This is a genomic window from Anabaena sp. CS-542/02, assembly GCF_028331085.1.
Classification (GTDB): Bacteria; Cyanobacteriota; Cyanobacteriia; order Cyanobacteriales; family Nostocaceae; genus Anabaenopsis; species Anabaenopsis arnoldii.
In genome coordinates this window covers 1-12,203 of record NZ_JAQMTM010000035.1, presented here as the reverse complement: position 1 = coordinate 12,203, position 12,203 = coordinate 1, and the positions used below count along the sequence as shown (strand labels likewise).

Here is a 12,203-nt window from a genome sequence, read left to right as displayed (position 1 = left end):
TTTTTGGGTTTTATTGAACAAAAAGTCCTGGGTTTGGTGTTTTCTGTGCGTCCATAGGTGAACTACTAACCATGACTGAATGAAAACTCCTTGGTTCGTCGTACCAAGCTGTCATCGGTGTACCCCGCAATAAGCCGGACAGGGCAACGGATAGCATAAACCCACCAGTAGCAGCCGCAATTAAAGAAATATTATCTTTCACTCTAACCTCTTGGTAATAACTTCAACAATATTTAGATAGGGAAATAGTAACTATTTCCGCATTCTATTTTCTCGCCGTAATCGAGGATTGACAAATTCATTTAAACCCTCACCTAGTAGTGATAACCCTACTACCATTAATGTCATCGCTAAACCGGGGAAGAGGGTAGTCCACCAAATTCCCGTGGGTAGGGCTTCTAAGGCTTGTCTTAAGTCATGTCCCCATTCTGGAACTTCTTCGGGAAGTCCTAGTCCCAAAAAGCCTAAACCGCCTAATACTAAAATTGCATCGGCGGCGTTGAGAGTAAATAGTACGGGTACACTTTGAATGACGTTAAAAAATAGATAGCGCCATAGTACAACCCAAGTGGAAGCACCCATGGCTTGAGCGGCTTCAATAAATACCTCTTTCTTAACGCTCACAGTGTGGTTACGTACTACGCGATAATATTGGGGAATGTAGGCAATACTAATGGCGATCGCCGCATTGAAAATTCCCCGCCCCACGACAAAAGCCAGTGTCACAGACAGTAGTAGCCCCGGTAATGTGTAAATACTATCCATGAGGAACAGCAACACCCGATCTAACTTACCCCCCAGATAGCCACTCACCATCCCCAATGGCACACCAATAATCATACTAATTGCTGTAGCTAATATCACTACTTGTAGCGCAGCTTGGGCACCAAACAATGTACGAGAAAATACATCATGTCCCAAACGACTCGTACCAAACCAATATTTAGCTGATGGTGGTTCTTGGATGGGGTTAGAAAGGAACTCTCTGGGGTTTTGTAACCATCCCCAAGCCTCTAACACAGGGGCAAAAAATGCTAAAAAGAGGAAGAATAGGCTAATGGCGATGCCAATGACCATTAATTTCTGGGACAGGTGGGAATTTTGGGCGAAACGGATAAATTTCGGTAACTGAGGTTTATTTATGGCCATGAGGGAGCGCATGCATCAAGCAAGATATAACAAACGCTCCTCTTGGCTGAGAGCTAAGAGGAGCAGGTTCTTTGATAGTAGAGGCTTTGAAACCCCCCTGCGATCAAAGTTTTTCCGCTTCCCTATACTTTTAGAAGCGAGTCCGGGTGAAGTTTTTCTGTTTCATATTCTCTAAAGATGACTCGAAATCATTTGACGATAATCGCTCTTTTGCTTCACACCTTTGACTTCTTTCAATAATTCTTGATGTTTAAACAACTGAATCGTGGGTGTACCAGTTATCCCAGCATTCTCCGCAATCTGAGGGTCTTTGTCAATGTCAATTTCCACAAAGTGAATTTTGCCTGTGAATTCATCCACGACTTTATTTAATATGGGCTTAAGAGTATGACAAGGACCACAACCAGGGGATACATATTTCACCACCAGCAAGCGATCGCTTTCATGGAATAATTTCCTTAAAGCATAACCCCCTTCATGGCGTGTGGCCTGTAAATTAAATCCAGCCTCCTCTTGGGCTTCAGTTTTATTGGTGGTTTGGGGTTCCAATTCATTCTCTACTGTAGCTGATTGATGAAATTCTGTAATTAAATTCCGTGATGATAACCAGCGTTCTGCCAACATGGCCGCCATACAGCCAGTACCCGCCGCGGTAATTGCTTGACGAAACTCGTGGTCTTGCACATCCCCAGCTGCAAATACACCTTCTACACTGGTTTCTACAGAACCATTTTTAGTCACAATATAACCCACATCGTCTAATTCTAGCTGTCCTTTAAATAAGGCTGTATTGGGACTATGACCAATGGCGTAAAATAAACCTTTGGCGTGGAGTTCCCTTTCTTCGCCAGTTTGATTATTACGTACTTTTACCCCGGACATCTGACCATCGCCGAAGATGTCCACAGCTTCAGTGTGCCAATGTACTTCGATTTTTGGGCTACTTAAAACCCTGTCTTGCATGGCTTTAGATGCTCGCATTTTATCAGAACGCACCAGTAGATTTACCTTAGAACCGTATTTAGTCAGGTAAATAGACTCCTCCGCCGCCGAGTCACCAGCACCAATGACAGCTAATTCGGCACCGCGGAAAATTGGTGTTGCACCATCGCAAATTGCACAAGCAGATATCCCCCGACTCCAGAACTGATGTTCACTAGGTAAACCTAGACGCTTGGCTGTAGCACCAGTGGCTATAACTATACTATGGGTTTTTAGTTCCCTTTCCTGCGATCGCACTATAAAAGGACGTTGACTCAAATCCACAGATATTACATCCTCAGTATATAACTGTGCCCCCCACCGTTCAGCTTGCGCCTTCATTTGATCCATTAGTTCCGGTCCGGTAATACCTTGGGAAAACCCCGGAAAATTTTCTACCTCCGTTGTCGTCATCAATTGACCCCCGGGTAAACCCCCCATTTCAAAACCTTCAAATACTACCGGTTTTAAATTTGCTCGTCCTGCATATATGGCCGCTGTGTATCCTGCTGGGCCAGAACCAATAATTACCAAATTTTCTACAGTCGGGTTAGTCATAGGGGTTAAATAAACTCATAACGACTCCGTTTAATATACCATAATTAGTCCAGGAATGGGGATAAAAGAAAACATATAACCTCACCTGAGAAAGAAGACCAGAGAAAATTTTTGCATGGGGGTGATATGAAAGTCCAGGAATATGGAACACTTGTATAGTATAATAAAAACACAGTACGCATGGGAGCTAAAAATATTGGGGTTTTCAGCATTTCCCAAAAAATGAGAAAATGGGAAATTAACCATTACAAAACTTTAAATACAGACATCATGGCAAAAATCCAGTTTTGCAGAGGAATCGACGAGGAAGTAATTCCAGAAGTACGCTTAACCCGCTCCCGCAGTGGCGACAGTGGGACAGCAACGTTTATTTTCACCAATCCACGCATTTTAGATCAAGGTAACACGGAGGAAATCACCGGGATGTACTTGATTGACGAGGAAGGAGAAATTGTTACCCGAGAAGTTAAGGGTAAGTTCATCAATGGGAAGCCAGAAGCCTTAGAAGCTGTTCATCTGATGAAATCTGCTGCAGAATGGGAGCGCTTTATGCGCTTCATGGAACGCTATGCGGCAGAAAATGATTTGGGATTTAACAAGGCTGAATAGATATCCGATATACAGCAGATTTCATCTGAGTAGGTACAAGGGCGGGGAAGATGCCCACCCCACAGAAGTTTTCTCATTCAATCTGTACTTCAGATTCGGTGCAAGGTGCTGTAGGTTTGAATTCATCCATTTACGCAACTGACATACTGGTGGGGTAGGTTCTTTGGATGCAGCTTTATGTGGTGGAATTGGTATAACGCAACCGACAAGAGACATTTAATCTGACACTTGCGTAAGTCCTATGATCAAAAAAACTCCCTAATATAGGGAGTTTGTATTTTGTTAAATGATTTTCTCAAAAGTTGTGAAATTTTAAAAAGTGGCGATTGCTACACAAATAACAGCCAAAATGCCAGCGATCGCATAAAATACCCTTACCACTTGTAATTCCGACCAACCGCTTAATTCTAGGTGATGGTGTAGGGGAGCCATTTTAAATAAACGCTTTCCTTTCCCATCAGGACCCTTGGTAGCTTTGTAATAACCCACCTGGGCAATAACAGAAAGAGTTTCCACAAAGAAAATACCACTGAGAATAAACAGTGCTACCAAACTATTAGTTAGTAAAGCTACAGCAGCTAAAGCTCCGCCCAGTGCTAAGGAGCCAGTATCACCCATGAACACCCGTGCTGGGTTACGATTATGGGCTAAGAAACCTAAACAACCGCCACTTAATGCGGCACAAAAAACCATTAATCCTGGGTAAGCGGGAGCGACAACAGAACCTAAGCCTAATAAAGCGATGGCGACGGTTCCCGCTGCTAAACCATCAATACCGTCAGTTAAATTAGTTGCATTACTTTCTGCGACCAGGACAAAGCCAGCCAAAGGCCAGAATAAATATCCTAAAGGTAGTGTAAAGCTCACCCAGGGTAAAGCAATATTTGTAATTTGAGAATTATGATTAAACATCAGCCACAGACAAAACATGGCTGCAAATACAATTTGCAAAGCCAGTTTCATTTTGGGTGATATCCCTTTATTTGATTTGCGACGCAGAATTTGCCAGTCGTCAAGCCAACCTACAAATCCATAACTGAGAGTTAAAGCACAGACCCCAAGGACTTCTGTGGCAAAATTAGATAATATACAGGCGATCGCCACAGATACCGGTACAAAAAATATACCCCCCATAGTTGGCGTACCAGCTTTCTTTAAATGGGCTTGTGGTCCATCTTCGCGGATAATTTGGCCGGTTTTCCAGGCTTGTAACATTGGGATTACTAAAAATCCCATAGCAGATGTACTCAGCGCCCCTAGCAACAATGGTAACGTAAGTGACATACCTTGCCAGGGCGTTCTCTGTCCTAGCCAATCCAAGCTCAATGCTGCTACACTGAGGGCTATAACTAAACCAAAAGCTAAGCTAATACCCGAAATATTTGACCCTTGGTTAGGAGATAATTTAGCGTCCACAAAAATTTCCTTCACTCCACACTTAACAGAACATAGATATTACCCAGCAATGCACGGAAAAACTGAGATAAATTTCTTACAAAAACATCAATGAGTTTTGATTTGACCTTTTTCGCCTATGTGCTATGGTAATACTACCCAGGTTGACCAGGTTAGTCTTCGTCTACGCCAAGATCACTACCATCATCAATGTCGTAATCATCTATTCCGTCTTCTGAACTCAAGAAATCTGATATTTCTTCTTCTTGTTGTGAATAATCGGTTTCCTGAACAGTACGCGCTACAAGCCTTCCTTGATTTTGTAACCAGTCCAACATAGAAGATTCTTGCTTTAATGGAATTACTGGCGCACGTTGGTTCCGAGGTTCTTCACTTAATGGAGAGTTCAGCATATCTACCAAAACACAAAAAGATAATGTAACTAGACATTAAGAAGTCTATCACTGACAAGGGATATTTTAATTATCCATTCAAGTCGTAGTTAATAAATCCGTAAACTGGCAGAAATAATTTATTGAATAGTCTTATAAGAACCACCAAAATTGCACGGGTATTATGTCACAATCTATACTGTCGGCTGAAAGTAGATCAATCCTGATGATTTTTGAGGTGATAGACCATGCTCGGTAAAGCTAATCTCATTGATGCGATCGCCGGTACTAATCGCGGTTTACTAGCCACTGAACCACAAAAACAAGCTATCTTAGCAGCCATCGCCAATTTAGAAGATTTTAATCCTACCCCTCGCCCCTTGGAAGCGACGGATTTACTCAATGGTGATTGGCGGTTAATCTATACAACTAGTAAAGCTCTCCTAAACCTGGATCGCATACCGTTATGTAAGCTGGGACAAATTTATCAGTGTATCCGGGTCAACACTGGGAGTATTTACAATATAGCCGAGATTTATGGCTTACCTTATCTGGAAGGATTAGTAAGTGTAGTTGCCAAATTTGAACCAGTTTCGGAGCGACGTGTACAAGTCAAGTTTGAGCGATCCATTTTGGGTTTAAAACCTTTAATCGGTTACAGTTCTCCCGCCAGTTTTATTCAACAAATTGAATCCGGTAAAAAGTTTACGGCTATTGATACCTCCTTAAACAGCGAGCAACAGCAAGGCTGGTTAGATATTACTTATATAGATAGTGATTTACGCATTGGCAGGGGTAACGAGGGTAGTGTGTTTGTTTTGAGTAAAACATAAATCTTATTACATCCGTTGCATTTGCCAACGAAAATACCCTGCCTTCGGTTTTTTGTCAAGACGGGTCTGATACCTTGTCAGGTTTGGGCTGTCAATGGAGGAATACTTAACCCCGTTTCAGATAAATAACTTAACAAAGCCTCTAGGAAACAGCTTGACAATGTAAAGTGAAATCAATTAGCCCTAATATATCCATCATTAAAAGGGAAGATACTTATGGTTCAACGTGGTTCTAAAGTGCGTATTCTCCGCCCCGAATCCTACTGGTTTCAGGATGTAGGCACAGTGGCTTCTATTGACCAAAGCGGCATTAAATACGCAGCAATTGTCCGGTTTGATAAGGTGAATTACTCTGGTCTCAACACCAATAACTTTGCCCTAGATGAATTACTTGAGGTAGAACCACCAAAAGCTAAAGCTAAAAACTAAGCGGCAGAGCAATAAAGGTAATAATTTGATGAGATGGTGAATGATATAGCTTAAATCCTATATCATTCACCAGCCTGCCCTCAAAGGTAAACGATATAGCTTAAATGCCTGAACTGCCTGAAGTTGAAACAATCCGCAGGGGTCTAAACCAATTTACCCTGCACCGCAAAATTACGGGTGGGGATGTGTTGCTAAACCGCACCATTGCCTACCCGTTTTCTGTAAATGAGTTCATTTCTGAAATTACAGGGAGTGCGATCGCCGCTTGGCATCGTCGTGGTAAATATCTTTTAGCGGAACTCACCCCCTCACCCCAGACTCCGTGGTTAGGTGTTCATCTCCGCATGACCGGACAGCTATTATGGCTACATCAAGACGAACCATTACACAAGCACACAAGAGTGAGGCTATTCTTTGAAAACCAGCAAGAATTGCGCTTTGTTGACCAGCGCACCTTCGGTCAAATGTGGTGTGTTCCCCCAGGAGTAGCAGTAGAAAGTATAATTACCGGTTTAGGGAAACTAGCCGTAGACCCTTTTTCGCCTCAATTCAGCCTTGAGTATTTCGCCGATAAATTACAAAATCGCCGCAGTCCTATTAAAACCGCCCTATTAGATCAATCAGTGGTGGCCGGGTTAGGTAATATTTACGCTGACGAAGCACTATTTAAAAGTGGAATTTTACCTGTAACTCTGTCTATGGATTTGCAGTTACAGCAAATTCAACGTTTACACACAGCTATTATTCAAGTATTAGAAACTAGTATTGCAGCTGGGGGTACAACCTTTAGTAATTTCCTCAACGTTCAAGGGGTTAACGGTAATTATGGCGGTGTGGCTTGGGTATATAACCGCACTGGCGCACCCTGTCGAGTTTGTGGTACTCCCATAGAGCGAATTAAGTTAGGGGGGCGTTCTAGTCATTTTTGTCCCCAATGTCAGAGTTATTAGACATCCTCTGAATGGGGTGTAAACAAACCAGCAATAAATTCTTAAGTGAATTTGCATCTGACCACAAGTTAAAATCCTGTTAAAACCAATTCAAGAGGAAATTTATGGCAGTTAAAAAAGGGGATATGGTTCGCGCTGTCCGCGAGAAGCTGGAAAATAGTTTGGAAGCACAAGCCAGCGATCCTCGCTTTCCTTCATATTTGTTTGACAGCAAGGGCGAAATTGTTGATGTTAAGGGTGATTACGCCTTGGTAAAATTTGGGAAAGTACCAACGCCAAATATTTGGTTACGCTTAGACCAACTCGAAGAGTTTAACTAAGTCTGGTAGCCAATCGTTGACACTCCCCCGCTAACTGCTCTCCCAACCTCTCCCCCACAAGCACAGAGGCTTTAAAAGTTGATTTTTGCCTGGAAATAAGTAATATTTCTGCGCCTTTGTAAAGCCCAGAGGAGTTGGGGAGAGGTTGATGGAATTTACCTTTAAAAACCATAAATTCAGATATCCTATTTGATTTATAAAAACTAGGAGTTTCAGATCCCCGACTTCTTAAAGAGGTCGGGGATCTAAGTCTTCATAAGTAAAAGTTTTTTATGGCTAAGACGACAAAATAATATTACCATAAAATAAATAGTCATATAGGACACAAGGCATGGCTGCAGAAGAAAAAGGTTTAAAGGATACTCAAGCTAAAACACGCGTGCTGCTGGCGTTGTGGGATATGGGAGCAGTGGAGGGAGAGGTTAACCAGGGTCAACTCACTAAACGAATTGTCACTAAGGGTAAGAAGGTAGGAGACTATCGGCACATATTTAAAGATTTGGAAACGGCTGGAGCAATTTCTATTTCTAAAAAGAAAATTTCTCTCACCTCTCCCATAGGTTTGGAGATGTTGGGGGAGGGTTTGAGCAGTGGTGATTTTCAGTTTGAGGGGACTATTGTCGGCACCTGGGTAGCCAATGCGTTGCTGCGGTGGATTAGTCAGATGAATGGGGGATCAACTCTATCTGTTCTTGCGAGTGATGGGGTGAAGTTGGCGGTTATTTCTTCCTACGAAGAATTTAAATCTGTGGCATTAGAAGTTTACGACCAACTCAATCAGAACTACAACTTAGATGATTTAGTCCCTATTTATCGCATCAGGAGAACCATAGGGGAGCGGGTGAGCCGTGAAAACTTCAACACCTGGTTGATCGAAATGCAAGCTGAGGACGTTTTGCAGCTGATTACTGGAGAAATAGCAGACTTTACCCCTGATAAACGAGAAGACTCGATATCTATGGAAGGTACACAACTACGTTCCTATGCTCAACGCCTGAGTTAATCAAATTGCTTCGACACTGTGTAGTTCCTCCCACGACATTTATTCATCATGACAAATACCCCTATTTCTTCCATAGAATCCGTTAACGCCGCTATTAAAAATCATAATCCCTTTACTAACGCCGGTATCGTTAAAGAACAGGACGTTTGGGGAAAGGGAGTCCCCGATGTACCAACCTTAAATGCTCATGCTTCTAATAAAGTCTTTGAAGCCATTGAATTTGTGCGAACAAGTCAATTGAGCCAAGATAAAGTGACTTCCATTGTGATCACTGCACAACATGGAGTTGGTAAAACTCATCTTCTCAGCCGCATTCGTCATCAATTAGAAACAAAAGGCGGTGCTTTATTTGTCTATGCAGGTGGTAATAATTATACAGATTTAAATCTGGTGAAGTACCAATTTCAGCAAACCTTAGCAGATAGTCTGAGTGAAACTGGTAGTCAAGGGGTAATGCAGTGGCAGGAAGTAGCCGCAGCCATGGCCTACGAAACTAGAGGTGACAATTGCCCCCAATCAGCAGAGTTAGTTAAAAGATTTGACCAACTATATAAAAAGAGTTTGGACAAAAACAAAAATCTCATGAATGCCTTGCAAACACAAGTGCTGAAAAATAAACCCAATGCAGATCCCTATATTCTCCGGGCTATTTTGTGGACACTCTCAGAAACTCAAGCACCTTTTGCTATCAGATGGTTATCTGGTGAAGAATTAGCCCAGGTCAATGCTGATGAGTTGGGTTTACCTAATGCTCATAAAACTAATCAAGACAAAGAAGCTGAAGCCCTGAAAAATATTCAGCAAGTCTTGAATTTAGTTAGTTTCTATAATCCGGTTATTATTTGTTTTGACGAGATAGATGTTAAAAACAACTCCACTGAAGATGGCTTACCCACTGAAAGCGTAATTGCTAATTTGGTGAAAATTCTCCATGATACTCTGGAAAACTCCGAACTTAGTCAAGGAGTTGTTTTTCTCACAGTAATGCTACCGGAAACATGGAGAGAAAAGGTAAATTTAATACCAGGTGGTACCCCTGATAGAGTCTCAAAATTTACTCAAAGAAAACCAATAGAATTAAAATATGTTAGTAGCGATTCTATGGTGGACTTAGTTACTGTTTGGCTTCAGGAATTTTATCATTCAAAACAATTAATTCCTCCTCATTCAGTTTACCCATTTACAGAAGGTGAACTGAGAGAATACGGCAAAAATAAACCAACTGTCAGAGAAGCTTTGCAATGGTGCGCCAAGAATTTTAAGGTAGATGAGCTACCCCCAGACCCACTTTCACGGTTTGAACTGGCATTTAGAAAAGAAAGTAATCTCAATGCTGAAGATTACTTACAGGATAATAATATGCTGGCTGAGGCTCTATGTTTTGGTTTTGAGACATTGATCAATCATACCTTAGAAGGAGTAAAAATTGAGGAGATTATCCGGGATATCAAGCCTAAATCACAGAATAAAAATTGGATAAAGTTTAAAATCGTTGGTACGGAGAATGGCGCAGAGGTGAAAATTGGCGTGTCTGTAATCCAGGATTCTCAATTCGGATTATGTACTGGATTAAAACGTTTAATTAATTATCAAAAATTTGATTTGACTCGTGGTTGTTTAGTGCGATCACAAGACAAGATCCAAAAAATGAAGCAAAATTCTGAAGCCTATAAATTACTGGAGGAACTCATTGAGAAAAAAGGAGGGGAACACGTCGATTTAATAGAAGAACAAATTCGCCCACTGATCGCAATTTACTCTATTTACCAAAAGTGCTCAAACTATGATTTAACAGATGCACAAATTTTCGATATCATTACTCAAAATAAAATTACCATTGATAATCTTCTATTACGAGAGATTTTAAGCGATCCATCAGGCATATTACCAGATGCTGATGATAGCGATATTTTAGATGAACTATTTGATCCTACAAATTTAAGTCAAACAGATGAATCAGACGACTCAGACGAATTAAGCGATTTGTTTAGCTAATCATGAGCCAATCAGTTTTAATTTATAACGCCCTTTGTCTACCCAGTGGCGATGTGGAAGCGTTAGTACAAGGGCGAATTATTGCAGCTATACCTCGTAAATTATTGAATAGGGGTGATAAATTTGCTCTTTACCCTGTTAATTCTTCAATACATCAGTTGCGAATTGAGCAATACTATCGCCCGAATTTTTTACCCATTGCTGAAAGTGCTATCAAACAAGTGAACTCTGAAAAAGTTACTATTAAAGCTTGGGCGAGATGTGAACTTTGCGGAATGTTGGATGAGACTCAGCCGTTAGAAGTTTTATCTCAGTTAACAATCTGGACAACAGCAACCCTGAAACAAATCTTAGAAAAACAACATATTTTTTTAGCTTACCTGCGAGTTTATCATTTATCGGAGCCTTGTCAAGTTGCACTCACCCCCGATATTAAGGACAAAATTGGTAAATTTGTCGGTATACCTAATATTACTGCTGGGGAGGCAAAACCAGTATTGAGCGATCGCATTTTCGCTCAACGCCAAAAGCAACTACAAAACCTCGAACCACCCAAACACCCAGAACTAGAAGATTTACAAACTGCAATAGTGTCTGTGAGTATGAGCAACCCAGGGGCGCAAGCATTAGATAATGATATCAAAAGGTTTTTAGGTTGGAGTAGTCAGGAGGATAATCATCAACTGGGTGAGGATTTAGGTTGGATAAATAATATTGCTGCGTTAGGCGATCGCAGTATACAAGAAGATGAGGGTAAAAGTAACTATCAAGCCGGGACGGACTTTGAAAATGTGGTGCGTCATAGCTTGGAATTTTTAGGATTTACCGTTGATTATAGTCATAAAGGCGGTGCTGGTGGTTTAGATTTATTTTGTTCCCAACCATACCCATTATTTGGTGAGTGTAAAGCCGGTAAAAGAATTCCTAATGATAGCGCAGTACAATTGTTAAATTTGGGAATGTTACGCGAACCAGAGCTTTTTGATCAAGCTACTAAAATTATCATTGGTGCGGGTAAACCAACAAACCAACTACAAAAATCTGCAAAAATACAAGGTATGGCTATTCTTAATCCTGAAACACTTGAAAAATTAGTCAAACTCCAAAATAACTATCGTAACTCAGTAGATTTATTTAAACTCAAAGAATATTTAAAACCGGGTCAATGTGATGCACAAGTAGAAAAATATATCAGTCAAGTTTACACAGATATCAATTTGCGATCGCACATTATCCAACTAGTAAAAAATTATCAGCAAAACTCAGGGATAGACTTAGCAGGGGTAGAAGCCCTACACGGTGCATATTTCGGGTCAAATCCACCACAACCCCTGCAACCACAAGAAATGCACGAAATTTTAATAGAACTTTCCTCACCCCTGACAGGTTACTTAGGAAGAGTTAAAGGTCAAGATTGGAAAAGCGATCGCTTTTACTTCCTCCGAGACTTATAGCAACCGCCAAGGTAATTTAAGCATAAACTATAAGTAGTCCCTTTTCATGTGAAGCGATCGCTTGCTACAGGTATATGCCCAAGCCGTACAGTTACGACCTTCGTCAAAAAGTAATCCAAGCGATTGAACTCGATG

13 protein-coding genes are annotated in these 12,203 nt (G+C 41.2%); 8 read left to right on the top strand and 5 right to left on the bottom strand.

Annotated features, from left to right (window positions below; translation table 11 throughout):
- Nucleotides 1–10: 10 nt before the first annotated feature.
- The 3 genes from PN447_RS03050 to trxB all read right to left on the bottom strand — a co-directional run bounded on the left by PN447_RS03050 (nucleotide 11) and on the right by trxB (nucleotide 2,688).
- The gene (locus tag PN447_RS03050; protein WP_271760721.1) at nucleotides 11–202 is read right to left on the bottom strand and encodes a hypothetical protein; all 192 of its coding nucleotides are present in this window, start codon (nucleotides 200–202) and stop codon (nucleotides 11–13) included.
- A 50-nt stretch (nucleotides 203–252) separates the two neighbouring features.
- The gene (locus PN447_RS03045; RefSeq protein WP_271760719.1) at nucleotides 253–1,149 is read right to left on the bottom strand and encodes an ABC transporter permease; all 897 of its coding nucleotides are present in this window, start codon (nucleotides 1,147–1,149) and stop codon (nucleotides 253–255) included.
- 171 nt (nucleotides 1,150–1,320) lie between these two features.
- A complete protein-coding gene (gene trxB, locus PN447_RS03040) occupies nucleotides 1,321–2,688 on the bottom strand; it encodes a thioredoxin-disulfide reductase (protein ID WP_271760718.1) in 1,368 nt (455 codons plus the stop codon).
- Between the two features lie 270 nt (nucleotides 2,689–2,958).
- Between trxB and psb28 the strand changes: the two genes are divergently transcribed.
- The gene (gene psb28 / locus PN447_RS03035) at nucleotides 2,959–3,297 is read left to right on the top strand and encodes a photosystem II reaction center protein Psb28 (RefSeq protein ID WP_271760752.1); all 339 of its coding nucleotides are present in this window, start codon (nucleotides 2,959–2,961) and stop codon (nucleotides 3,295–3,297) included.
- A gap of 312 nt (nucleotides 3,298–3,609) precedes the next feature.
- On the opposite strand, the gene mraY is transcribed toward psb28, so the two are convergent.
- The gene (gene mraY, locus PN447_RS03030) at nucleotides 3,610–4,713 is read right to left on the bottom strand and encodes a phospho-N-acetylmuramoyl-pentapeptide-transferase (RefSeq protein ID WP_271760717.1); all 1,104 of its coding nucleotides are present in this window, start codon (nucleotides 4,711–4,713) and stop codon (nucleotides 3,610–3,612) included.
- A gap of 152 nt (nucleotides 4,714–4,865) precedes the next feature.
- A complete protein-coding gene (locus tag PN447_RS03025) occupies nucleotides 4,866–5,105 on the bottom strand; it encodes a DUF3134 domain-containing protein (RefSeq protein ID WP_271731929.1) in 240 nt (79 codons plus the stop codon).
- A 227-nt stretch (nucleotides 5,106–5,332) separates the two neighbouring features.
- Here PN447_RS03025 and PN447_RS03020 point away from each other — a divergent pair, with 227 nt between their 5' ends.
- The 7 genes from PN447_RS03020 to PN447_RS02990 all read left to right on the top strand — a co-directional run bounded on the left by PN447_RS03020 (nucleotide 5,333) and on the right by PN447_RS02990 (nucleotide 12,068).
- Nucleotides 5,333–5,917, top strand: a complete 585-nt coding sequence (locus tag PN447_RS03020; RefSeq protein WP_271731928.1) for a PAP/fibrillin family protein — start codon at nucleotides 5,333–5,335, stop codon at nucleotides 5,915–5,917.
- Between the two features lie 216 nt (nucleotides 5,918–6,133).
- Entirely contained in the window at nucleotides 6,134–6,346 is a 213-nt protein-coding gene (locus tag PN447_RS03015) for a photosystem I reaction center subunit IV (protein WP_271731926.1), read from the top strand.
- Between the two features lie 104 nt (nucleotides 6,347–6,450).
- Nucleotides 6,451–7,296, top strand: coding sequence for a DNA-formamidopyrimidine glycosylase (locus tag PN447_RS03010; protein ID WP_271760715.1), 846 nt, complete (start codon nucleotides 6,451–6,453; stop codon nucleotides 7,294–7,296).
- Between the two features lie 104 nt (nucleotides 7,297–7,400).
- Nucleotides 7,401–7,616 carry an NAD(P)H-quinone oxidoreductase subunit O gene (locus PN447_RS03005; protein WP_271731922.1) on the top strand — a complete coding sequence of 72 codons (216 nt, stop codon included), beginning with the start codon at nucleotides 7,401–7,403 and terminating at the stop codon, nucleotides 7,614–7,616.
- Between the two features lie 331 nt (nucleotides 7,617–7,947).
- Nucleotides 7,948–8,619: a hypothetical protein gene (locus tag PN447_RS03000; protein ID WP_271760713.1), complete on the top strand. Its 672-nt coding sequence runs from the start codon at nucleotides 7,948–7,950 to the stop codon at nucleotides 8,617–8,619.
- A 48-nt stretch (nucleotides 8,620–8,667) separates the two neighbouring features.
- On the top strand, nucleotides 8,668–10,614 hold the full coding sequence (locus tag PN447_RS02995) for a P-loop NTPase fold protein (protein WP_271760711.1): 1,947 nt from the start codon (nucleotides 8,668–8,670) through the stop codon (nucleotides 10,612–10,614).
- Between the two features lie 2 nt (nucleotides 10,615–10,616).
- Nucleotides 10,617–12,068, top strand: coding sequence for a DUF1802 family protein (locus PN447_RS02990; RefSeq protein ID WP_271760709.1), 1,452 nt, complete (start codon nucleotides 10,617–10,619; stop codon nucleotides 12,066–12,068).
- The last annotated feature ends 135 nt before the right edge of the window (nucleotides 12,069–12,203 follow it).

What these genes read in the sequence shown, in the direction of transcription:
- trxB (WP_271760718.1), bottom strand. Translation starts at nt 2,688, where the DNA reads ATGACTAACCCGACTGTAGAAAATTTGGTAATTATTGGTTCTGGCCCA.
- PN447_RS03005 (WP_271731922.1), top strand. Translation starts at nt 7,401, where the DNA reads ATGGCAGTTAAAAAAGGGGATATGGTTCGCGCTGTCCGCGAGAAGCTG.
- PN447_RS02995 (WP_271760711.1), top strand. Translation starts at nt 8,668, where the DNA reads ATGACAAATACCCCTATTTCTTCCATAGAATCCGTTAACGCCGCTATT.
- PN447_RS03010 (WP_271760715.1), top strand. Translation starts at nt 6,451, where the DNA reads ATGCCTGAACTGCCTGAAGTTGAAACAATCCGCAGGGGTCTAAACCAA.
- PN447_RS03000 (WP_271760713.1), top strand. Translation starts at nt 7,948, where the DNA reads ATGGCTGCAGAAGAAAAAGGTTTAAAGGATACTCAAGCTAAAACACGC.
- PN447_RS03020 (WP_271731928.1), top strand. Translation starts at nt 5,333, where the DNA reads ATGCTCGGTAAAGCTAATCTCATTGATGCGATCGCCGGTACTAATCGC.
- PN447_RS02990 (WP_271760709.1), top strand. Translation starts at nt 10,617, where the DNA reads ATGAGCCAATCAGTTTTAATTTATAACGCCCTTTGTCTACCCAGTGGC.
- PN447_RS03015 (WP_271731926.1), top strand. Translation starts at nt 6,134, where the DNA reads ATGGTTCAACGTGGTTCTAAAGTGCGTATTCTCCGCCCCGAATCCTAC.
- PN447_RS03045 (WP_271760719.1), bottom strand. Translation starts at nt 1,149, where the DNA reads ATGGCCATAAATAAACCTCAGTTACCGAAATTTATCCGTTTCGCCCAA.
- PN447_RS03025 (WP_271731929.1), bottom strand. Translation starts at nt 5,105, where the DNA reads ATGCTGAACTCTCCATTAAGTGAAGAACCTCGGAACCAACGTGCGCCA.
- psb28 (WP_271760752.1), top strand. Translation starts at nt 2,959, where the DNA reads ATGGCAAAAATCCAGTTTTGCAGAGGAATCGACGAGGAAGTAATTCCA.